We start from the raw sequence: 22612 nt of genomic DNA on the forward strand, positions 1-22612 counted from the left end.
TTTAGTCCGCATGGACGAAGAACCGTTGCCGCGCTTCTCCCTAAGGTCGTCTACAGCGGCGGGCCCTCCGCCGGCAGAGGAGACTGACATGGCTACAGACACCCCCCAACAGGAGGTCATCAGCGGTGAGACCTGGACCCGGTTTTGCGAGCAGTTGCGCCGCAGTGGCGAACAGATACTGCGTGCCGAAGCCCCGGCCGACGAGCAGACCCGCGCCGAAGGCTTTCGCTACCTCACCCGCTTGCTGCGCATCGCCCTGGAGATGCACCTGGAATTCGCCGACCCCGACTTCCCCGGGTTCATCACCCCTTCCCATGAAACCGCCAAGATCGGCGCCGACAACCCCGACAACCTGTACCGCTATGCGCGCCTGAACGGCGAGCACGAATACCGGGTCAGCGGCCAGCGCGGCAGTGTCGCCTACCTGAGCTTCGGTTCGCAGAAGGGCGGTTACGAGACGGACGGCAAGATGATCCAGACCGGCTTTATCGACGCCGGGCAACTGCAACTGGATGCCGAGGGCAATTTCGAAATCATCCTCAGCCAGCGCCCGCCGGCCAGCGGCAACTGGCTGCCCCTTGAGCCGCAGAGCAATGCGCTGATCGTGCGCCAGACCTTTCTCGATCGCAGCAGCGAGCAGCCGGCGCAACTGCGTATCGAACGCCTGCAGGCCAGCCAGGCACCCGCGCCGCTGGATGCCGCGGGCCTGCAGCTAAGCCTGCAGCGGGTCGGCAGTTTCGTCGAGAACACCGCGCGCCTGTTCGCCGACTGGGCCCAGGGTTACCAGCAGCACAGCAACCGGTTGCCGCCCGCCGACCAGGCGCTGTGCCAGGCCGTGGGCGGCGACCCCAACATCTTCTATTACCACTCCTGCTGGGCGCTGGCCGACGACGAAGCGCTGCTGATCGAGGTCGACCAGGTGCCGGCCTGCGACTTCTGGAACCTGCAGATCAACAACTACTGGATGGAGTCGCTCGACTACCGCTACCACCGCATCTGCCTGAACAAGCACTCGGCACAGCTTGCGGCGGACGGCAGCCTGCGCATGGTCCTCAGCCACCGTGACCCGGGCCTGGCCAACTGGCTGGAAACCGCCGGCCATCCCCACGGCACCCTGTGCCTGCGCTGGGTCGGCGCCACGCAACCGGTTCACCCGACCACCCGCGTGGTCAAACTCAATGACCTCAAGGAGCTGGCACTATGAGCGGCAACGATTTTTCTCCGGAGCTGCTGCTGGCCGAAGCCAGCGCTCGCGCAGGTGGCCTTGAGGATTTCGGCCCGGGTGATTTTCGCCAGGGCCTGGTGGTGCTGGCTGACGCTCTGGAAAAAGAAGCACGGTTGTCGTCCCGGGGGCGTGCACTGTTGCGCGAGAAACTGCTGGCGCAACTGGTGAACCGTCTGGTGATCGAAGACCATTGTCGACGCTTCCCGGAAATCCTCGAACTGCAAATCAACGATCCGTTGGTGATCGTCGGCCTGCCACGCACCGGCACCACATTGCTGCAACGCACCCTGGCGGTGGACCCGCAGTTCAGCAAGGCACAGTGGTGGGAAACCCGCTACCCGGCACCACTGAGCGGGGAGACCCTGGAGCAACCGTTGCAGCGCCTGGGCCTGGCGCGCGCTGAAGTGGCGGCGATGATCGAGTTCCTTCCGCAGTTGCTGGCCATCCACCCACTGGACGCCGAGCAGCCCGACGAAGAGTTCATGTTGATGGAGCACTCGTTCCTCTGCGCCATGGACTCCTACGTCAACGTCCCCAGCTACACCGCCTGGCTCGACCGTCAGGACCAGACCCAAGTCTACCGTTACCTCAAGCGCACCTTGCAGTTCCTGCAATGGCAGCAGGCACGCCGTGGCATCGCCCCCGGCCGGCGTTGGTTGCTCAAGAGCCCGCAGCACCTGCATACCCTGGAGTTGTTGTTCGACGTGTTCCCCGGGGCGCAGGTGGTGCTCACTCATCGCGAACCGGCCAGGACCATTCCCTCGCTGGCCAGCTTCATCCATACCCTGTGGCAGCTGTACAGCGACCAGGCCGATGCCATCGCCGTCGGCGAGCAGTGGAACCGGCGCATGGCGCGGGCCTTGCGCCATGCCATGGCGGTGCGCGAACGCATGCCGGCCGAGCGCTTTCTCGATGTGCAGTTCGAAGACACCCTGGCCGCGCCCCAGGCAGTGGTCGAACGCATCTATCGCTTCGCCGGCCTTGAATGCACGCCAAAGGTCCGGGCGGCCATGGACCAATGGTTGTCCGCCAACGGCCGGGAAAAACGCGTTGCCCATCACTACAGCCCTGACCAGTTCGGCCTCAGCGACATGCTGCTGCAACGTGACTACGCCGAGTACCGCGCCCGGCATCTGGGTGCCTGAGCCTGTCCAAAACAATAAGAGGATTCATCCCATGCTGCTTAAAGACAAAGTCGTGATGGTCTCGGGCGTTGGCCCCGGGCTGGGTATCAAACTGGCCCTGGAGGCCGCACGGGAAGGGGCGCGGGCCGTGGCCATCGGCGCCCGCGACATGAGCCGCCTGCTTGAGGCGCAACAACGCATCAAGGCGGTCGCCGGGCATTGCCAAGTGCTGTGCGTGGCCACCGACATCACCGATGTGCAGGCCTGCAAGCGTTTCGCCGAAGCCACCCTCGAGCAATTCGGCCGTATCGATGCGTTGATCAACAGCGCCTTTTCCCATGGCGGATTCCAGGCGGTGGACGAGGCAGACAACGACCCGCTTCGCGAGGCGCTGGAGGTCAACCTGCTGGGCTCGCTGAACATGAGCCGCGCGGTGCTGGCGCCCATGCGCGCGCAGGGTGCGGGGGCGATTGTGATGATCAACACCTTGGGGGTGCGCAAGCCGTATCAGGGTGGGGCGGCCTATGCCGCGTCGAAAAGCGCCCTGGCGGCCAGCGTGCGCTACCTGGCCAGTGAGCAGGCGGCCCATGGTCTGCGGGTCAACGCCCTGGCCTGTGGCTGGATGTGGGGCGAGCCGGTGCAGGCCCTGGTACGACAAACGGCTGCCGCCCGGGGTGTCAGCGAAGAACAGGTGCGCGTCGAGTTCAGTGCCGGCATCCCTGGCGGTCGCATGCGCAGCGACGAGGAGTGCGCCCGCGCTGCGTTGTTTCTGGCATCGGACTACGCCAGTGCGATCAATGGCGCGCAGCTCGATGCCAACGGCGGCGAAGTCATGCACTGAGGAGGACGGCAGATGAACACAATCGATCACTGCGCCTTCAACGGCGATGCCGACGGTCTGTGCGCCCTGCAGCAGTTGCGCCTGGCGGGAGAACTGGGTCCGCAGGTGCACCTGGTCAGCGGGGTCAAGCGCGACATCGAACTGTTGCGCCGAGTCCAGGCCGGACCCGGCGAGCGGGTCACGGTGCTGGACGTGGCCCACGAGCAGAACCGCGAGGCCACCCGGCGCCTGCTCGACGCCGGCGTCCGGGTACGCTACTTCGACCACCACTTTGCCGGCGAACTGCCTCGGCACCCGGCATTTGAGTCCTTCATCGACACGGTCGCCCAGGTGTGCACCAGCCTGCTGGTCAACACCTGGCTGGACGGGCGTCATCACCGTTGGGCGGTGGCCGCCGCCTTTGGTGACGGCCTGGCCGGGCCGGCGCGGGCGCTGGCGAAGCAGCATGGCCTGGCCAACGATGAGTTGCAGGCCCTGGAGGAGCTAGGCCTGCTGCTCAACTACAACGCCTATGGCGACAGTCTGTCGGACCTGCACTTCGAGCCGCTGGCGCTGGCCGCCGAGCTGCTGCCTTACCACGACCCGCTGGATTTCATCCGCCACAGCACAAGCTTCACCACCCTGCGCATCGGCCACGCCGCCGACATGGCTGCTGCCGCAGGCCTTGAACCCTGGCACGAAGGCCGGGGCGCGCGGCTGTATCGCCTGCCCGAGCAACCCTGGGCGCGAAGGGTCAGTGGCGTGTTGGCCAACCAGCTGGCGGCCGGTGCACCGCGCAAGGCGATCGGCTTGCTCAGCGCCAGGGCGGACGGTGACTGGGCGTTCAGCCTGCGGGTACCGGAAGAGGCCGGGCTGGCGGCGGATGCCTTCTGCCGGCAGTTTCCAACGGGGGGAGGGCGCAAGCGTGCTGCCGGGATCAACCGTCTGGCCGACGCGCAATTGAAGGAAGTCGCCGCACGCCTGCTCGATTGCTATCGCTGAAGAAAGAGCAACGCCCCGAGCGGATCGGTCGGGGTGTTGCTTGCCACCAAGGGTCAGCGATACAAGCGCCTGAACCGCTCGATCCAATATAGCTTGAACGCAGTCTTATATTCCATAAAGGAAGTACAAAGTATTTTTATAGTGCGTTTTAATCTATTCAGTATTTTGAATCGATTGGAGCACTTGTCTGTGAACACTAAGGCGCTTTTACCTTTTGGCTTGGCATTACTGGCTACCTGCTCGACGGCGTTCGCGGGCGCCACCCTGGATCGCGTAACCGGCAGCGGGGAGCTGACCGGCGTTCTGATGGAAAGCTATCCGCCATTTTCCTTTCTCAATGAACAGAACCAACTGGACGGGTTTGACGTGGATGTCGCCAAGGCCGTTGCGCAACGGTTAGGGGTGAAGCTCAAGCTGCAGACACCGTCCTGGGATGTCATCGCTGCCGGACACTGGAACGGACGCTATGACATCTGCGTCTGCTCGATGACCCCGAGCAAGGCACGGGCCGAAGTGTTCGACTTCCCGGTCGAGTATTACCAGTCACCGGCCGTGATCGTGGTGAATGCCAAAGACAAGAACATTGCCACGGGCAAGGATCTGTCAGGTAAAAAAGTCGGTGTGATCAGTGCGTCGACCTATGAAGCCTATCTGAACAAGGATCTGGTGATCGAGGGCGCCGAGGACAAGCCGTTGAGCTATCCATTCGAAAGCGTCCAGGTCGCGCCGTACGACAACGAAACGGTAGCCTTCCAGGATCTGGCCCTGGGTACGGGCGTGCGCCTGGATGCCATGGTCACCAACCTCATCACCGCTCGCGAACGCATCGCCCAGGATCCTCGCTTCAAAATTGCCGGCGACACGCTGTATGCGGAACCCAACGTGGTAGCGATCGAAAAGGGCGATCCGCAATGGAATGCCAAAGTCACTGAGGTCGTCACCCAGCTCAAGGCCGACGGCACATTAAGCAAGATTTCACAGAAGTGGATCGGTGCCGATATCAGCCAATGACAGCCCTCAATCCACACCCGGCCAAGGCGACTGTCGCCCCCGAGACCCAGACGCGTCGTTTCAGCCCGCTACCTGGTTTTCGCACTCGCCTGTATTTGACCTGGGCAGTGCTGTTTGCCCTGTGCGTCATGTTTTTCATGAGCTTCGATCTGAAGTTCTCGATCATTGTGCAGAAGCTGCCCAACCTGGTCGGCCTGCATTTGGGGCCTGACGGTTTCTTGCAGGGCGCCGCGCTGACACTGTTCTTGTGCTTCTGCTCGATCTGGTTTTCATTGCTCCTTGGCTTCGTGACGGCACTGGCACGCCTGTCTCGCAGTGCAGTGGCTTTCGGCATTGCCAGTTTCTATGCGTCCTTTTTTCGCGGTACTCCGCTGCTGATCCAGATCCTGCTGATCTACCTGGGGCTGCCGCAGTTGGGTGTGGTTCCGGGCGCCATCAGCGCGGGGATCATTGCGCTGTCGCTCAATTATGGTGCCTACCTCAGCGAGATTTTTCGTGCCGGCATCATGGCTGTCGCACCCGGGCAGCGCGAAGCGGCGATGGCCCTGGGGCTGAAGCCGGCGGCAACATTCCTGCACGTCGTCCTGCCGCAAGCCATGCGCACGATCATTCCCCCGACAACCAGCCAGTTCATTTCAATGCTCAAGGACTCTTCGTTGATATCGGTGATGGGGGTCTGGGAAGTGATGTTCCTGGCGCAGTCGTACGGTCGCTCGTCCTACCGCTACATCGAAATGCTCACCACCGCAGCCGTTATCTATTGGCTCCTGTCCATTGGGCTGGAGTTGATTCAGAACCGTCTTGAACGCCACTACGGCAAGGGTTTCAAGCATCAGCGCTGACCCGTCCGTTTAATGACTTTTTACAGGTACTACGATGTCCGATCCGAAACCTCTGTTGTTTGCGTTATACGAGCAAGCCAGTGTTGGCTGTGGCGGCGCGCCGAGCCTCTGGACGCACCCGGCTGATGAACGACTGACCATCAATTCCCTGGGCTACTGGTCGAATCTGGCACGCATCGCCGACCAGGCTCATCTCGACATGCTGTTCTTTGGTGATGTGCTGGGCTTCTACGATGTGTTTGGCGGCAATGCCGACGCGGCCATGAAGTGGGCGGTGGAAGCACCGGCCAACGATCCGTTGATGATCATCCCGGCATTGGCCGCCGTGACGGAAAACCTCGCCTTCGGCGTCACTGTCACTACCAGTTACGAGCATCCTTTCACCCATGCCCGGCGCTTCAGCACGCTGGATCACCTGACCAATGGCCGGGTCGGGTGGAACATCGTCACCTCCTACCTGACCAGCGCCGCTCGCAACTTCGGCCTGGAGCAGATGATCAGGCACGATGATCGCTATGAGCGCGCGGATGAATTTCTCGATGTGGTCTACAAGCTCTGGGAAGGCAGTTGGGCAACCGATGCCGTGGTGGCCGACAAGTCTCGCCAGGTCTATGCCAGGGGCGATCGCGTGCGACCGATCAACCATGTTGGCGAGCATTACCGGGTGGCCGGGCCGCATTTGACGTCCCCGTCACCGCAACGTACACCTTTGCTGATCCAGGCCGGTTGGTCAGGCCGTGGTCGCGAGTTTGCGGCCAAGCACGCCGAACTGATTTTCATCGCCAAGTCCAACCCGCTGGAGATTCGCCAGGGACTGGAAGATATATGGACGCAGGCCAGGGCACGGGGGCGTCACGCCGAGGATGTGAAGTCGCTGACGGTGCTGCGCATCGTCACGGCCAGGACCGAGATCGAAGCCCAGCGCAAATATGACGAGCTGCAAAGCAACTATCACTTGCAGGCGCAACTGGTGAGTTATGCCGGGGACACCGGTATCGACATCAGCCGCTACGCGGACAGCGATGCGTTGTCCACTCACACCGAAGGCATGACCTCTTATGTGATGCGTCCCGATGGCAGTGGCAAGCCATTGACCGCCGGCGATGTCAAACAGCGCTTTGCCAACGTCACCCGGGGCAGTGACCTGATTCTGGTGGGAACGCCGCAACAAGTGGCCGACCGGATCGAAGAGCACGCCCGTATTTCCGGCACCAGCGGCTACATGCTCAACCCGCTGATCAGCCCGGGCAGCCTTGAGGACTTCGTTGAGCTGATCATTCCTGAACTGCAAAAGCGTGGTTTGTATCGCACCCGGCCACAGAGCGGTACTTTCCGTTCGCGGTTACGGGAAGATGGCGCTAGCCATTTACCGGATTCGGCTTACGGCGCCTCATTCCGCTTTGATTAAGGGTTTCAGGACGGGACATCTTGAAAAAGGGGCTCTCCAGGGACCCCTTCATTGAGCAAATATCCTGTTCAGAAGTATTTGAGCCATCCGATATCGCGACGGCGTGCCTTCAATGCCGCGAACCAACGCACGGGTAAATACAGGGATAGAGCCAAGAACACCGCCGTCAGCCACACAGCCCAAATGCTGTCGAAACCGAAAAAAACTCCCTGGTTCAATCCGAACAGCGCCACGCCGACCAGATACAGCGCCTTGAGTACGTAAAGGTGAAGCAAGTAGAAGAACATCGGCGCCGCACCAAAGACGGCCAATGCATTGACCCACTTGCGTTGTCGGGCCCGTTCCAGGGCACGTAGCAGTAACAGCCCCACTCCCAGCGTCAGTGAAAGAAACAGCAGGGAAGGTGGGTATTTTGTAATGTTGAAGAAGCTCATGAGGGTTTGCGTGATGCCTTCATGGGCGACCCAATGCGCCTCGCCATAACCATTGATGGCTCGCAGCGCGACAAATCCGACCAATGCCCCGGCCCCGGCAAGCAGCAGATTACGTTGACGCTGCGCGGCCAAGACCTGGCCGGCAAACCAGGGGCCGATACTGTATCCAAGGGCAATCACACCGATCCAGGGAAGCACCGGATAAGAGGTGCGCAGACGCAAGCTGTCGGAGAAATCGATCCAGCCGCGATCATGCAGAATCGCCCAAGGTATATGCATGGGCGAGCCTGCCGCGAAGTGAACATTATCCAGCAGGTTGTGCCCGGCCACGATCACCAGGCCCAGGCAGCACAGCATGGGCCTGGGTAACCAAACCAGTCCGGCCAGGGCAATCATGCAGATGCCAATGGCCCAGATCACTTGCATGTAGATTGCCGTAGGCGGGAACTGAAAAGTCCAGGCGAAATTCACCAGGGTGAACTCAAGCAGCACAAGGAACAGACCGCGCTTGAATAAAAAGGCTGACACATCGCCCTTGCCCTGGTGTTTTTGGCCATACAGGTAAGCGGAAAGCCCGGTGAGCAGTATGAAAACCGGCGCACACAAATGGGCAAGTGTGCGGCTGAAAAATAGCGCCGGCTCAGTGGATTCGATGTCCATCGGGTCTGTTACCTGACGGTGCAAAAAGAACGTTTCGCGCACGTGATCCAACAGCATCAGGAGGATTACCAATCCCCTCAGGGCATCAATGGACAGCAGGCGTTGGCTCAAGCCTGTGATGGGCGGGACATGGGTAGAAGTTGTCATCGAATATCGCAAGCAGGGAGTGGATGGCTCTGCCAGTGACAACGGGCAGCGCATGTTTATATTGGTTATAACATAACATGTTTGCCTGCTTCGTGGACATTCGCATGGGGTGGCTAAATCGGTGTCATCGTCACGTCGAGGAGGGCGAAAGCGCATCGCTCGTACCTCATCGACGTTTTTAGCCTGCGGGGCGTCGCATTAGCGACGATAGTAGCGGCGATCGTCCTCGTAACGGTACCGCATGGCCCGATCCTGGTGGCGCTCCCAATCACGGCGGCGTTCGGCTTCCCGGCGAGCTTGTTCTCTACGCCAGTTATCTCGATGCCAGTCGTCCCGGCGCCAATCGTCTCTACGAGAGTGCCAACGGCCGTCATGCCAGTATCGGTCGTCATGGGCAAGCAACGGCCCTGTCTGCTTGTCGGACATGCTGGCCAAGGTCGGCCAAGGGTTGCCAGCTGCCTGGACGGGAACCTGAACTGCCGTGACTTCAGGTGCCAAAACAGGGGTTGAGGTCTTCATCTGTGTGGCTGATGCCGAGCCCACTGCCGCGAACGCGAACAGGCCGAAGAGCACCATCCGTGGGTCATGGAATTTCATGAGCGAAGACAACCTCTGATTGATTTCTGGGCGTGTGGCCATCCGGCTGCGGGAATCCTGCGGGTTCTCGCCTGGCGAGTGGATGTGCCTATCCACATAGACCGATAAACAGGAAAAAGTTCTAGGGGGCCGCTGTTTAAATAGCCAACGGCATAAGGGGGCGGGATCCAGGCATTAATCCTCGAAAGTTATTGAGCGCAAATAAACGCTCGGACGCGACATCGGGCGTGTAGAATAGTTCCGTTTTAATGGAGTAAATTGTGCAATGGAGCTTGTATGAGTCACGCAGAGTCGCTACCGTCATCCCGCCCCATCCCGGTTTCGTACAATACCCAAGCAATTGATTTGGGTGAGTTATTCACCACCCTGTGGCGTCAAAAGTATCTAATCGCAGGCATAGCCTTGGCAGTCACAGCGATGGCAGCGGTCTACGCTTTTACAGCGACACCTCAATACCGGACGAAGACATTTCTTCGTCCTCCGTCTATTAAAGACCTTGACGCACTCAATCAGACTGGGGTTTACACCCTCAATCCCGAGGAATCACTCAGGCGCGTAGGTGCTGCACTTAACTCCTATGAAGTGCATAAATCCTACTTCGATAAGCACCAAGAACAATTCTCCGGTATTGACTCAGGCGACTTGAAACAGGCCTTCGAACGCTTCAACAGCGAAGCGTTCAGGGTTATTCAGCCAAGTACTAAGATCGGCGACAACCTCACAACATTCGTCGGACTGGAAATCACTTATCCGGAAACCGTCGAAGGTCATCTCATTCTTAATGGGATCGTGCAAGAAGCCATCAACAGCGAGCGCAAGCAGATTCAGGACGACTTGAACAGTGTGATTGACAACAGTCTCAACACCCTGGAACGCAAGATGGGCATTGCCCGCGCTAGTTATGAGGCCGATAAGGACTCAACGATTGCTAAAATCAGTGAAAGTGACGTTCTCAAGCGCGCGCAGCTGCAGGATGAGTTGCGTGCAGTTCGTACAGAGCTGCGCGACCGTCGGGAAAGTCGTATCACCCAGCTGAACGAGTCCATTCACATAGCTCGTGAGTTGGGGATCGTGAAGCCGACTACCCCTACGGCGATGGGGCAAGGTAACGGCGTAAGTCAGGGCAATGTTTTTCGTGCGGAAGTTTTCAACGAGCAGTTCCCGCTGCACTTCATGGGTACTGAAGCTCTTGGTGCCGAGCGAAATGCCCTGTTGGCACGAAAGTCTGATGACCATGCCAGCCCTCGGATCTCCGAGATCAAAAAAGAGCTTCAGCTTCTGGATCAAAATCGGCAGATTGAACGACTTAAATCGCGTAAAAACGACGATCTATTCCTCAACACGCTGGTTGATATGAGGGCAGAAAAAACACGGCTGGAACATATCAATCGCGACCTGAGTGAACTGGTTTTGGTAAAGGTTGATCAGCAGGCTATCAAGCCAAACCAACCGATCAAGCCCAATAAGTTGCTGATTCTGATTCTCGGGATATTCGGGGGCGGTGTGCTCGGCATATTCGTCGCACTGATACGCGGCATAGTACTTAACCGCTCTGCCAGCCATTACGAGTTGAGTACCGGAAAAGTACTTATAGGGCAATCAACCATACAATAAGCATTAAGGAGTCATGTCGCATAACTCCGAAGTTATGCGGCGGCTCTCTCGGGCTTGGCGGTGAAAGCATTGTGATGTCGTGTGAGTCTGTCGCAGCTGCTCAATGATCTGCAACACTCCTTCTGCTTGCACGGAATTCAGTTGTTTTGCATCGACCGGTTGAATCCACAACACAAAGCTGCCGCTTGGAGATCATCCCCGGCCGTTCACGCTCATACCTGATCCATAGCCTCGGTCATCCCCCGATCTTCACCCAGGAACCCGCCACTCTGATGGTGCCACAGCCGCGCATAGATGCCGTTCCTGGCGAGCAACTCGGTGTGGGTGCCCTGTTCGATGATGCGTCCATCGTCCATGACAACAAGTCGATCCATTGCCGCAATCGTGGACAACCGATGGGCGATGGCGATTACGGTTTTTCCCTCCATCATTTCATCGAGGCTTTCCTGAATGGCCACTTCGACTTCCGAATCCAGCGCGCTGGTCGCTTCGTCAAGTAGCAGGATCGGGGCGTTCTTGAGCATCACTCGGGCTATGGCGACGCGCTGGCGCTGGCCGCCCGAAAGCTTGATGCCGCGCTCGCCCACCAAGGTGTCGTAGCCGGTGTGCCCTTGCCGGTCGCTCAGTTGGCTGATGAACTCATCGGCCTGGGCATTGGCCGCGGCACTGCGGATTTGTGCGTCGCTTGCATCGGGTCGACCGTAGGCGATGTTGTCGCCAATGGAACGGTGCAGCAGGGAAGTATCCTGGGTGACCATGCCGATGGCGCTGCGCAGGCTGTCTTGCGTCACGTGCGCAATGTCTTGCCCGTCAATGCGAATCTGCCCGCTGTCGACGTCATAGAAGCGCAGCAGCAAGTTGATGAGTGTGGATTTGCCCGCGCCGGAGCGGCCCACCAGGCCGATTTTTTCGCCAGGACGAATGCTCAGGCTCAGGCCATCGAGCACTTGGCGTTCGCCATTGTAGTTGAAGCTCACGTTGTCGAAGGTTACCGCTCCGCCGGAGGTCACCAGGACTCCCGCGCCTGGTGCATCCTGCACCTTTGGGCCGCGGGTAAGGGTTGCCATGCCATCCTGTACGGTGCCGATGCCTTCGAACAGCGAGGCCATCTGCCACATGATCCAGTGCGACATGCCGTTGATACGCAACGCCATGGCGGTAATCGCCGCCACGGCACCTGTGCCGACTTCGCCCAGGTGCCACAGCCAAAGCGCATAACCGCCTGCTGCCATGATCAAAGCCACCACCAACGCTTGGTTGACGATCTCGAATTGGCTGACCAGGCGCATCTGGCGGAAGCCGGTCTGCTTGAAATCCTCCATGGCCGCGCGCGCGAAGTGCGCTTCACGATTGGAGTGGGAGAACAGTTTCACTGTCGTGATGTTGGTGTAGGCGTCTGAGATACGTCCGGTCATCGACGACCGCGCATGGGCTTGTTCCTGTCCGACTTTCCCCAAGCGGGGGACGAAGTAGAGCATGGCCAGCCCGAACAACACGATCCAGGCAACGAAGGGCAGCATCAGTTTCAGTGCGAAGCCGCCGGCCAGTGCGATGATCGCGATGAAGTACACCCCGATTCCGGGTGCGATCTCGATAAGGGTGAACAGCACGTCGCGCACGGCCAGTGCAGTCTGCATCACCTTGGTGGTGACCCGTCCGGAGAACTCATCGGAAAAGAACGAAAGGCTTTGCCGGAGCATCAGGCGGTGGAAGTCCCAACGCAGCCGCAACGGCAGATTGATCGCCAATATCTGGTGCTGAACCATGGTTCGCAGCGCCACCAGCCCGATGCTGGCAAGCATTACGATGCCCATGCCCCACAACACGCGACTCTCCTGCGCAGCCGCATCACCACCGGCCTGCCAGGTCGAGAGCAGGTCCACGACCTGGCCGAGGAAGGAAAACAGCCAGGCTTCGTAGATCGACACGCCGGCACTGAGCAGCGCAAACGCAAGAATATAGCCGCGGGCGCCCCGTGTGCACGCCCAAAGGAACCGAGTCAGGCCTTCGGGTGGCGGTGGTATCTCGTCGGGCGGGAAGGGGTCGAGTCTTTGTTCAAATGCGCGAAGCATGCTGGTCTCCGAAACGATCAAGTAAGGAGATTCTGCCATTTAAAGGTTACTTTGAGAGTTATATGGAGTGGCGGGTCAGCGCTTCATGATCCGATCAACTTGAAAGCCCAAAGCGCCGCCATGCCTGCCGCCAGTGTCAGGACAGTATTTCGAGTCTTCCACGCGACCCAGGCAGCAACAATGGCGGCGGGGATTTGCGGGTTGCCGAGCACGAATTCACTGTGCCCGTTGGGATACACCACGGCGGGGAGTACCAACGCCGCCAGCACACTTGCCGGTACGTAGAGCAGGGCTCGACTCAGCAGGTCGGGAATTCGCCATCGACCATAGAGCTCGACAAACGAAAGGCGCATCACAAAGGTTCCCACGCCTACTGCCAGAAACATCCCCCACAAAGCCAGGTCACTCATCGTGTCTCCTTCTCGACGCCGTCAGAGCTCATAGTGTTCAACGGGCTTCTACGAATGTTCTCGATCAATAACCCTGTAAAGACTCCACCTATCGAAGCCATTACCAATCCAAGGTTGTAGGGCATATTGACTGCCAACACAGCGATCGACCCGCCGACCGCTGCGGCCCCCAGGCTCGCCGCACTACGCAGATTGGGAACGAGAAGCGCCAGAAAAGACAAGGGAATGGCAAAGCTCAGTGACCACGACTCGGGGATACTTGCGCCCAGAAAGACCCCGGCCAATACCGAGAGCTGCCAGGTTAGCCACATGGCCACAGCAGTACCGGCATAAAAGTAATGTCCGAATCGATCTGGTTCTCCCGAGGAAAACCTTAGACTGTAGAGCGCGAAAGACTGATCGGAAAGCAGGTAGGACATTGGCCATGTCCAGCGACGGGGCAGGTGATGCAGGCGAGGTGCCAACGAAGCGCTGTACATGATAAAGCGCAAGTTGATGATCAAGGCTGTAACCACAATCGCCACCGGCAAGACACCGTTATGTAGCAGCTGGAGTGCAACCATCTGTGCGGATCCAGAGTAAAACAGCAGCGTCATGCCCATCGTCATGCCAGGCGACATTCCCATTTCGATGGCCATCACTCCGGTAACCAGCCCGAATGGAATCACTCCGGGAGTCAATGGAATGAGCGTTCGAACGCCGTGCATGAAAGCTTCCATTCCTGTTCGATACTGCATTTCGTTTCCTTTTGACCGGCGCTGCGAGGGCTTCGTGGAGTGGAGTGTAGGCGCCGCAGGAGCATGGGCAGAATCGACTTTTTTTCTGAGAAAACAGGTACTTTTTGTTATGGCAAGAATTCCCCAGCCTGATCAGGCACTCATGAAAATGCCATCGTTCAAGGCCATGCGGTCATTTGTTGCTGCCGCCAAGTACCGGGATTTCACCCGGGCCGCAGAAGCGTTGTGCTGCTCCCCGGCGTTATCAGCGCTTTGGCTTTCACAGCTGTCGGAGCAGGTCGACTGGAACGTGTGGTTCGCTTTTCAATCCCACGATCTACAGATACCAACGGCGCAAAGCCCGCATTACTGCGCGGTTAAGAGGCATTCAGTCAAGAGTCCTCAATCGCCTGTGGAAAGCCCATGCTTGTGTGCGTAGGCGTACAGATCTACGCGGTTAGTCAGGCCAAGCTTGCTGTAGATCGATGTCAAATGGTTGCGCAGCGTGTGCTCGCTGATGTGCAGTTTCTCGGCCACCAACTTGCCAGGGGCTGAGGGATCGCTGGCCAGCGATGCAATGGTTTGCTGCTCGCGGCGTGTCAGCCTGGCGATTTTGTGTTGCTCCGGGTCTATATCGCGATCGGCTTTCTTGCGCGCCAGTTCAAGGAAGATACGGCTGGTCGCATTGCGGTCAATCCAGAGTTCGCCTTCATGCACTTTTTCTATGGCTTTGAGCAAAATTGAGGCGGATGCCGACTCCCGCTTATCCACCACCCCACGTGCGCCCGCCAGCACCGCACGGTCATGCAGTGCCTCGTCGCTCGACCCTGTCACTACCAGAATCCTGGCTTTGGTCCGGCTGTGCAGTTCGGCCAGCGACTCGATACAGTCCTCGCTGTCCAGGTCCAATACCACCACATCTGGTGTGTACAGGTGCAGCGAAAGCAGGTATTGCGCCACTGACGCCGTCGAACCCGCCAGCGCCAACTTCGGTTGAGCGCTTTCCACCAGACGCTCAAGGCCCCAGGCCACGAGCGGTAGAGCGACTAACAGGACTTGAATTGGCATGCGGCTCGCTGCCTCTTTAGGCGGGTTGTGTTAGCTGATCATGATAGCAATCGTTGCAGATCCTGGCTTTTTCCATAGCGCTTCAGGCACCCCCTCCCATGACATTTGTCCCGTAAAACACTGTTTTTCCGGGTGATTGACTCCCAGAAAAAAGGGATAGAGCACTCATGTAAAACACAGTGGTCGTTTTTAGACTGCAGCCATGAAAGACGCACACCGAATTGAGCCCCGTGAACAAGTCACCCTGTCGCTGCAACTGATCGGCGGGGGCAACGGTGTCACCCGTGACATCAGCGCCTCCGGATTGTATTTCGAAACCGATAGCGAGCAGCAGGTGGGCAACTTGATTGACTTCGAGATCGAACTCGACACTCCCGGCGGCCCGATGAAATTCAAGGCGCAAGGACAAATCGTGCGCGTTGAGCAACAGGATGGCAGGGCGGGGGTGGGTGTGAAGCTGCTGGCCAGCCGGCTGGTACCGGTGGAGTGAAGTGTTCGTGGGTTGAGGAAGAATCGGCTTGTGGCTGTTAGCGGCCCACAGCGGTTTTTTTCTCAGGGTGACATTCTAGGGAGAAAAACATGGCTAGCACTACAACTACCAGCGGCGGAACCGTTACCTCGTTCTCCAGCACGCCGCAGGCGAAGGATGACGTCCTTAACACCACTGAAAATCTGCTGGGGGTCATGTATTGGGACGTCATGTCCAATGACCTCGGTGGCAACGCGAAGACACTCTGGTCACTCGACAACGCGGACAGTCTTTCTACTGCCACCAAGGTTTATGCTCCGGCCGACCTGCTGACCCAGGATACGGCGAGGGCTGAGGCGACGAGTACTGACACCAGCTTGAATGGTGCAAGGATCTGGATCACCCCGGATGGCAAGGTCGGCTACGACGCCGCTACTTTCACCACTGCTTTCAAGGCACAACTCCAGGCGCTTGCTACTGGCGAGATCCTGACGGACAGCTTTACCTATGCGATGCGTCTGGGCAACGGAACGCTCAGCTGGGCCACCGCGACAGTGCAGTTTTCGGGCGAGAATGATGGTGTGACGATCGGTCTCGGCGCGCAGGCCGGCATGGTGACCGAAGACGCCGACACCACTGCGAGCGCAACCGACTCGCTGGCGGCCAGCGGCACGATAACCTTCAATGACATCGACCTGAGCGACACGCACACGGCGACGTTCGCGCCGGCGGGGGGCAATGCCACTCAGCTTGGTACATTCATACTCTCGCCGGTAAGCGAAGCCGCGAACGCGGCCGACGGTTCGGTGCAATGGACGTACAACCTGAGCAATACGGCGGCGCAGTACCTGGCCCAGGGACAGACAGTCACCGAAACTTACCTGGTCACCATCAGCGATGGTCATGGTTCGTCGGTAACGCAGAATGTGAGCGTCACCATCACCGGCACCAACGACGCACCAACGGTGACGGCGGCAGAAATCGAAAGCGGTGCAGTGACCGAAGACGGCACCACGGTGGCCAACGGCAGCTTCGCCTTTGGCGACGTGGACCTGGCCGATGACGCCCATGTGGCCAGCGTGAGCGCGCCGGCCGGTGCGCTGGGTACGCTGGTGGCCAACGTCAGCGACGAGAGCACCGGCGACGTGGCGGGCAGCGTGGGCTGGACCTATACGCTGGACAACAGCGCGGCGCAGTACCTCGCCGAGGGCCAGACCAAGACCGAAGTGTTCACGGTGACGCTGACCGACGACTTCGGGGCGACGGTGACCAAGGACGTGACGATCACCCTGACCGGCAGCAACGACGCGCCCGTGCTCAGCTTCGCGACCGGCCATGATGCCGGCGCGGTGCAGGAGGACACCGCGCTCAGCGTGAATGGCCAGTTCAGCTCGGCCGACATCGATCACGACGCCACGGCGACCTGGACCATCAATGGCTCGCCCACAGGCACCTACGGCTCGATCGCCGTGGACACTACCGGCCAGTGGACGTACACGCTGGCCAATGGCACCGATGGTGTCGCCAGTGCGGTGCAGTCGCTGAAGGCCGGCGAAAGCCATGAGGACGTGTTTACGGTGCAGGTCAGCGACGGCCTGGGCGGCGTGGACACCCAGCTGGTGACCGTTACCATCACCGGCAGCAATGATGCACCCGTGCTCAGCTTCGCGACCGGCCATGATGCCGGCGCGGTGCAGGAAGACAGCGCGCTCAGCGTGAATGGCCAGTTCAGCTCGTCCGACATCGATCACGACGCCGCGGCGACCTGGACCATCAATGGCTCGCCCACAGGCACCTACGGCTCGATCGCCGTGGACACTACCGGCCAGTGGACGTACACCCTGGCCAACGGCACCGATGGTGTCGCCAGTGCGGTGCAATCGCTGGCGGCTGGCGAGAGTCACAACGAAGTGTTCAGCGTGCAGGTCAGCGACGGCCTCGGCGGTGTCGACACCCAACTGGTGACTATCACCGTCACCGGCAGCAACGACGCCGCCGTGCTGTCCTCGGCCAGCGTTACGCTGAGCGAAACCAATGCTCCGCTGACCACCGGCGGCAGTCTGACCATCAGCGATATCGACAGCCCGGAAAGCTTCCAGGCGCAGTCCAACACCGCCGGCAGCTACGGCCAGTTCTCCATCGGCACCGGCGGAGCCTGGACCTACGTCGCCAACTCCGCCCACAACGAGTTCGCCGCCGGCACCACCTACACCGACAGCTTCGCGGTGAGCAGTGCGGACGGCACCCTCACTTCGGTCACCGTGAATATCCTCGGCACCAACGATGCGGCCGTGCTGTCCGCCGACACCGCCAACCTCAGCGAGACCAATGCCGCCGTCGACATTTCCACCACCGGCACCCTGACCATCAGCGACGTCGACAGCGCCGCAACCTTCGTCGCGCAAACCAACACCGCCGGCAGCTACGGCCAGTTCTCCATCGGCACCGGCGGAGCCTGGACCTACGTCGCCAACTCCGCTCACAACGAGTTCGCCGCCGGCACCACCTACACCGACAGCTTCGCGGTGAGCAGTGCCGATGGCACCCTCACTTCGGTCACCGTGAATATCCTCGGCACCAACGATGCGGCCGTGCTGTCCGCCGACATCGCCAACCTCAGCGAGACCAATGCCGCCGTCGACATTTCCACCACCGGCACCCTGACCATCAGCGACGTCGACAGCGCCGCAACCTTCGTCGCGCAAACCAACACCGTCGGCAGCTACGGCCAGTTCTCCATCGGCACCGGCGGAGCCTGGACCTACGTCGCCAACTCCGCCCACAACGAGTTCGCCGCCGGTACCACCTACACCGACAGCTTCGCGGTGAGCAGTGCGGACGGCACCCTCACGTCGGTCACCGTGAATATCCTCGGCACCAACGATGCGGCCGTGCTGTCCGCCGACATCGCCAACCTCAGCGAGACCAATGCCGCCGTCGACATTTCCACCACCGGCACCCTGACCATCAGCGACGTCGACAGCGCCGCAACCTTCGTCGCGCAAACCAACACCGTCGGCAGCTACGGCCAGTTCTCCATCGGCACCGGCGGAGCCTGGACCTACGTCGCCAACTCCGCCCACAACGAGTTCGCCGCCGGTACCACCTACACCGACAGCTTCGCGGTGAGCAGTGCGGACGGCACCCTCACTTCGGTCACCGTGAATATCCTCGGCACCAACGATGCGGCCGTGCTGTCCGCCGATATCGCCAACCTCAGCGAGACCAATGCCGCCGTCGACATTTCCACCACCGGCACCCTGACCATCAGCGACGTCGACAGCGCCGCAACCTTCGTCGCGCAAACCAACACCGCCGGCAGCTACGGCCAGTTCTCCATCGGCACCGGCGGAGCCTGGACCTACGTCGCCAACTCCGCCCACAACGAGTTCGCCGCCGGCACCACCTACACCGACAGCTTCGCGGTGAGCAGTGCCGATGGCACCCTCACTTCGGTCACCGTGAATATCCTCGGCACCAATGATGCGGCCGTGCTGTCCGCCGACACCGCCAACCTCAGCGAGACCAATGCCGCCGTCGACATTTCCACCACCGGCACCCTGACCATCAGCGACGTCGACAGTGCCGCAACCTTCGTCGCGCAAACCAACACCGCCGGCAGCTACGGCCAGTTCTCCATCGGCACCGGCGGAGCCTGGACCTACGTCGCCAATTCCGCCCACAACGAGTTCGCCGCCGGTACCACCTACACCGACAGCTTCGCGGTGAGCAGTGCGGACGGCACCCTCACGTCGGTCACCGTGAATATCCTCGGCACCAACGATGCGGCCGTGCTGTCCGCCGACATCGCCAACCTCAGCGAGACCAATGCCGCCGTCGACATTTCCACCACCGGCACCCTGACCATCAGCGACGTCGACAGCGCCGCAACCTTCGTCGCGCAAACCAACACCGTCGGCAGCTACGGCCAGTTCTCCATCGGCACCGGCGGAGCCTGGACCTACGTCGCCAACTCCGCCCACAACGAGTTCGCCGCCGGTACCACCTACACCGACAGCTTCGCGGTGAGCAGTGCGGACGGCACCCTCACTTCGGTCACCGTGAATATCCTCGGCACCAACGATGCGGCCGTGCTGTCCGCCGATATCGCCAACCTCAGCGAGACCAATGCCGCCGTCGACATTTCCACCACCGGCACCCTGACCATCAGCGACGTCGACAGCGCCGCAACCTTCGTCGCGCAAACCAACACCGCCGGCAGCTACGGCCAATTCTCCATCGGCACCGGCGGAGCCTGGACCTACGTCGCCAACTCCGCCCACAACGAGTTCGCCGCCGGTACCACCTACACCGACACCTTTGCGGTGAGCAGTGCCGATGGCAGCCTCACTTCGGTCACCGTGAATATCGCCGGCAGCAACGACTCACCGACGATCACTTCCAACGGTGGTGGTACGACGGCGTCGGTCAATGTGGCGGAGAACACCACGGCGGTCTCGACAGTGACGGCGACCGATGCTGATCTGCCGGCGCAAACACTGAGCTACTCGCTCCTGAATACGGCCGGGACGGACTTCAGCAAGTTCTCGATCAGTTCGAGCGGGGTGCTGACGTTCAACTCAGCGCCCGATTACGAGAATGCCCAGGATGTCGGTGGTACCGATGGCGACAACGCCTACGTCGTGGATGTTCAGGTGGCCGACGGCAATGGCGGAATCGATACGCAGACGATTACGGTAAACGTGCAGAACGTCGTTGAAACTCCGATTGATACAACACCGCCAGCGTCACCGACTGGGCTGACTTACAACAACTCCGGTACAAACCATAAGCTTTCAGGGAGCGCCGAAGCTAATTCATTCATTAAGGTTTACCTGGACAATGGCAATGGCGTGTTTGGCGCCGGCGACACAGAAATTGGGACCGGAACGACCAATACCGGTGGTCAATTCGCCAATATTGATTTGACTGGCAAGTTTACGGGTGCCAAGACGCTATTTGTCACGGCTATGGACGCGGCAGGCAACGTTAGTGCTGCAACAAGCATTAACCTGACTTACCCTGCGGGAGTGTCCGGAGAAGCAATAAACCTTGCGATTGCTGATCCATCGGCAGGCCTGAGCGATAGCTTTGTTGTCACAATTGCCGACGTTCCGTCAAATTGGACTCTAAACGCCGGAATCAACAACGGCGACGGCACCTGGACCGTGCAGACCAGCGATCCCGGAGCATTGACCGTGACAACACCAGGAGGCTTCGCGGGTGCTGCGGTACTCCACATCAATATGAACTGGACTAACGCCGACGGCAGTGTGGGCAGTTCCTATGTATTCAATAACGTCGAGGCCTTTGTCCCCGACACGCCGATCTTCGCCTTGTCCGCTGACGACAACCTGACCGGTTCGTCCGGTGCCGACACCTTCGTCTTCGCCCAGCCGATCGGCAACAATCAGATCTACAGTTTCGATGCCATGGCAGACAAGATCGACATGATCGGCTTCACGGGTGTCACCGGTCTTGCTGACTTGAGCATCACTAACGACGCCAATGGCAATGCACTGGTCAGCATAAGCTCCGGCCAGACGATCACCCTGAAAGGTGTCGATGCAGCGAACTTGAGCGAAGCGAACTTCCAGTTCGATGTGGACCCGATCACCAACAACGCCGGTACCCTCACCATTGCCGACGGCGCGATCATGCCGTTCGGTGGCAGCATCCATAACAGCGGCACCATCGAGCTCGGCTCCACCGGCAGCGCGACCAGCCTTGAGATTCTGTTCCGTGGCGCGACGTTGAGCGGTGGTGGGCAAGTGGTTCTGTCCGACAGCGCGCAGAACGTGATCTTTGGTGGCAGCGCGGACACGGTGCTCACCAATGCCGACAACACCCTCTCGGGTGCCGGCCAGTTGGGAGCGGGGCAGATGATGCTGGTCAACTCGGGCCTGATCCTTGCCAGCGGTATGAATGCACTGGTGATCGATACCGGCAGCAGCGCCGTCACCAACACGGGTGTGCTGCAAGCCAGCGGCAGCGGCGGACTGGTGATTGAAAGTGCGGTCATCAACAGCGGCAGCCTGTGGGCGAACGATGGCAACATCACGGTCCACGGCGACGCCAGTGGCGCGGGAAGCGCGACTATCAGCGGTTCGGCGATCCTGGAGTTCGGTGCAGCCTCCGATCAGCATGTGACGTTCGACAGCGGCGCGGCAGGCACGCTCAAGCTCGATGAGTCGACGGCGTTCAGTGGCAGCGTCAGCGGTTTTGCCGCAGGTGACAAGCTGGACTTCGGCGATGTTGCTTTCGGCGCCAATACGCAGATCACCTATGCAGCGAATGACACGGGCACCGGCGGCATGCTGAGCGTGAGCGACGGTGCGCATGTGGCGCAGGTCGCGCTGAATGGCCAATACGCGGCCGCGGGTTTGCAGGCGAACACCGAGGGCAGCGGCAGTGAGCTGGCCTACGATGCAGCGGCGGCAAGCCATACGATGCTGGGCGGCCAGGCCAACGACATTCTGGTCGGCGGTGCGGGTGACGATCTGTTTTTCGGCGGGCTGGGCAACGACACGCTCAATGGCGGCTTCGGCAACGATACCTTCATGTTTGCTGCGGCAGGCTTCGGCAACGACTCGATCCAGGACTTCGATATTGATCCGGCCGCAGGGCAGGACTTGCTCAATATCGCAGGGCTGGGGATCAGCAGCGAGACGTTCGCTGCCAACGTGAGCATTGCCGCTGACGGGGCGGACACGGTGATCGGGATCGGAGTGGACACTATTCGCCTTGTCGGTGTTAACAGTGCAGGTATCGATCAGACGGACTTTATCCTGATGACATGATGCTTTTGCTACTGGCCGCACGTTGCTATGCGGTTGCAGACCTCATCGCGAACAAATCCGCGATGGGGTTTGCGGACGGTAGAGTCCTGGTTGCAGTGGCTGTTGCAGCGGGAACTTCAGGGTGCTGGCCAGGTCAATTGGGGCCCCGTATCGCAGATGCCGAGCAGCGCCTTGGCCTGTTTTACTTCAGTGT

At 60.0% G+C, this 22612-nt stretch carries 16 protein-coding genes; 10 read left to right on the top strand and 6 right to left on the bottom strand.

Annotation, left to right across the window (positions count from 1 at the left end):
* The first annotated feature begins 88 nt into the window (after positions 1 to 88).
* From ACMDB8_RS11275 to ACMDB8_RS11305, 7 genes are all read left to right on the top strand, one after another.
* Positions 89 to 1204, top strand: coding sequence for a DUF1214 domain-containing protein (locus tag ACMDB8_RS11275; protein WP_409079462.1), 1116 nt, complete (start codon positions 89 to 91; stop codon positions 1202 to 1204).
* On the top strand, positions 1201 to 2370 hold the full coding sequence (locus ACMDB8_RS11280) for a sulfotransferase family protein (RefSeq protein ID WP_409079463.1): 1170 nt from the start codon (positions 1201 to 1203) through the stop codon (positions 2368 to 2370). The genes ACMDB8_RS11275 and ACMDB8_RS11280 overlap by 4 nt, the downstream gene beginning before the upstream one ends.
* A gap of 31 nt (positions 2371 to 2401) precedes the next feature.
* Complete coding sequence (locus ACMDB8_RS11285; RefSeq protein ID WP_409079464.1) at positions 2402 to 3190, top strand: SDR family oxidoreductase; 789 nt, start codon at positions 2402 to 2404, stop codon at positions 3188 to 3190.
* Between the two features lie 12 nt (positions 3191 to 3202).
* Positions 3203 to 4171, top strand: coding sequence for a DHH family phosphoesterase (locus ACMDB8_RS11290; RefSeq protein ID WP_409079465.1), 969 nt, complete (start codon positions 3203 to 3205; stop codon positions 4169 to 4171).
* A gap of 189 nt (positions 4172 to 4360) precedes the next feature.
* On the top strand, positions 4361 to 5182 hold the full coding sequence (locus ACMDB8_RS11295; RefSeq protein ID WP_409079466.1) for an ABC transporter substrate-binding protein: 822 nt from the start codon (positions 4361 to 4363) through the stop codon (positions 5180 to 5182).
* Positions 5179 to 6024: an amino acid ABC transporter permease gene (locus tag ACMDB8_RS11300; RefSeq protein ID WP_056722859.1), complete on the top strand. Its 846-nt coding sequence runs from the start codon at positions 5179 to 5181 to the stop codon at positions 6022 to 6024. Before ACMDB8_RS11295 ends, ACMDB8_RS11300 begins: the two co-directional genes overlap by 4 nt.
* A 34-nt stretch (positions 6025 to 6058) precedes the next feature.
* Entirely contained in the window at positions 6059 to 7432 is a 1374-nt protein-coding gene (locus tag ACMDB8_RS11305) for an LLM class flavin-dependent oxidoreductase (RefSeq protein ID WP_056722857.1), read from the top strand.
* A 68-nt stretch (positions 7433 to 7500) separates the two neighbouring features.
* Here the strand turns inward: ACMDB8_RS11305 and ACMDB8_RS11310 are convergent, their stop codons facing one another.
* On the bottom strand, positions 7501 to 8673 hold the full coding sequence (locus ACMDB8_RS11310) for a DUF1624 domain-containing protein (protein ID WP_223541638.1): 1173 nt from the start codon (positions 8671 to 8673) through the stop codon (positions 7501 to 7503).
* Positions 8674 to 8871: 198 nt separating this feature from the next.
* Entirely contained in the window at positions 8872 to 9270 is a 399-nt protein-coding gene (locus ACMDB8_RS11315; RefSeq protein WP_082562911.1) for a hypothetical protein, read from the bottom strand.
* Between the two features lie 276 nt (positions 9271 to 9546).
* Here ACMDB8_RS11315 and ACMDB8_RS11320 point away from each other — a divergent pair, with 276 nt between their 5' ends.
* On the top strand, positions 9547 to 10884 hold the full coding sequence (locus ACMDB8_RS11320) for a Wzz/FepE/Etk N-terminal domain-containing protein (RefSeq protein WP_082562908.1): 1338 nt from the start codon (positions 9547 to 9549) through the stop codon (positions 10882 to 10884).
* A gap of 212 nt (positions 10885 to 11096) precedes the next feature.
* On the opposite strand, the gene ACMDB8_RS11325 is transcribed toward ACMDB8_RS11320, so the two are convergent.
* The 4 genes from ACMDB8_RS11325 to ACMDB8_RS11340 form a co-directional block, all read right to left on the bottom strand.
* Positions 11097 to 12956: an ABC transporter ATP-binding protein gene (locus tag ACMDB8_RS11325; RefSeq protein WP_056722851.1), complete on the bottom strand. Its 1860-nt coding sequence runs from the start codon at positions 12954 to 12956 to the stop codon at positions 11097 to 11099.
* A gap of 83 nt (positions 12957 to 13039) precedes the next feature.
* On the bottom strand, positions 13040 to 13366 hold the full coding sequence (locus ACMDB8_RS11330; protein ID WP_056722846.1) for an AzlD domain-containing protein: 327 nt from the start codon (positions 13364 to 13366) through the stop codon (positions 13040 to 13042).
* On the bottom strand, positions 13363 to 14103 hold the full coding sequence (locus ACMDB8_RS11335) for an AzlC family ABC transporter permease (RefSeq protein ID WP_409079467.1): 741 nt from the start codon (positions 14101 to 14103) through the stop codon (positions 13363 to 13365). The genes ACMDB8_RS11330 and ACMDB8_RS11335 overlap by 4 nt, the downstream gene beginning before the upstream one ends.
* A gap of 381 nt (positions 14104 to 14484) precedes the next feature.
* Entirely contained in the window at positions 14485 to 15150 is a 666-nt protein-coding gene (locus ACMDB8_RS11340) for a LuxR C-terminal-related transcriptional regulator (protein ID WP_056722842.1), read from the bottom strand.
* A 202-nt stretch (positions 15151 to 15352) separates the two neighbouring features.
* Between ACMDB8_RS11340 and ACMDB8_RS11345 the strand changes: the two genes are divergently transcribed.
* A complete protein-coding gene (locus ACMDB8_RS11345; RefSeq protein WP_056722837.1) occupies positions 15353 to 15640 on the top strand; it encodes a PilZ domain-containing protein in 288 nt (95 codons plus the stop codon).
* An 89-nt stretch (positions 15641 to 15729) separates the two neighbouring features.
* Positions 15730 to 22419, top strand: a complete 6690-nt coding sequence (locus tag ACMDB8_RS11350; RefSeq protein ID WP_413966574.1) for a VCBS domain-containing protein — start codon at positions 15730 to 15732, stop codon at positions 22417 to 22419.
* Positions 22420 to 22612 lie beyond the last annotated feature (193 nt).

The organism is Pseudomonas monachiensis (assembly GCF_047345015.1).
Lineage (GTDB): Bacteria > Pseudomonadota > Gammaproteobacteria > Pseudomonadales > Pseudomonadaceae > Aquipseudomonas > Aquipseudomonas monachiensis.

Coding starts and splice junctions, on each gene's coding strand:
- ACMDB8_RS11275 (WP_409079462.1), top strand. CDS start 89: ATGGCTACAGACACCCCCCAACAGGAGGTCATCAGCGGTGAGACCTGG.
- ACMDB8_RS11280 (WP_409079463.1), top strand. CDS start 1,201: ATGAGCGGCAACGATTTTTCTCCGGAGCTGCTGCTGGCCGAAGCCAGC.
- ACMDB8_RS11285 (WP_409079464.1), top strand. CDS start 2,402: ATGCTGCTTAAAGACAAAGTCGTGATGGTCTCGGGCGTTGGCCCCGGG.
- ACMDB8_RS11290 (WP_409079465.1), top strand. CDS start 3,203: ATGAACACAATCGATCACTGCGCCTTCAACGGCGATGCCGACGGTCTG.
- ACMDB8_RS11300 (WP_056722859.1), top strand. CDS start 5,179: ATGACAGCCCTCAATCCACACCCGGCCAAGGCGACTGTCGCCCCCGAG.
- ACMDB8_RS11305 (WP_056722857.1), top strand. CDS start 6,059: ATGTCCGATCCGAAACCTCTGTTGTTTGCGTTATACGAGCAAGCCAGT.
- ACMDB8_RS11310 (WP_223541638.1), bottom strand. CDS start 8,673: ATGACAACTTCTACCCATGTCCCGCCCATCACAGGCTTGAGCCAACGC.
- ACMDB8_RS11315 (WP_082562911.1), bottom strand. CDS start 9,270: ATGAAATTCCATGACCCACGGATGGTGCTCTTCGGCCTGTTCGCGTTC.
- ACMDB8_RS11320 (WP_082562908.1), top strand. CDS start 9,547: ATGAGTCACGCAGAGTCGCTACCGTCATCCCGCCCCATCCCGGTTTCG.
- ACMDB8_RS11325 (WP_056722851.1), bottom strand. CDS start 12,956: ATGCTTCGCGCATTTGAACAAAGACTCGACCCCTTCCCGCCCGACGAG.
- ACMDB8_RS11330 (WP_056722846.1), bottom strand. CDS start 13,366: ATGAGTGACCTGGCTTTGTGGGGGATGTTTCTGGCAGTAGGCGTGGGA.
- ACMDB8_RS11335 (WP_409079467.1), bottom strand. CDS start 14,103: ATGCAGTATCGAACAGGAATGGAAGCTTTCATGCACGGCGTTCGAACG.
- ACMDB8_RS11340 (WP_056722842.1), bottom strand. CDS start 15,150: ATGCCAATTCAAGTCCTGTTAGTCGCTCTACCGCTCGTGGCCTGGGGC.
- ACMDB8_RS11345 (WP_056722837.1), top strand. CDS start 15,353: ATGAAAGACGCACACCGAATTGAGCCCCGTGAACAAGTCACCCTGTCG.
- ACMDB8_RS11350 (WP_413966574.1), top strand. CDS start 15,730: ATGGCTAGCACTACAACTACCAGCGGCGGAACCGTTACCTCGTTCTCC.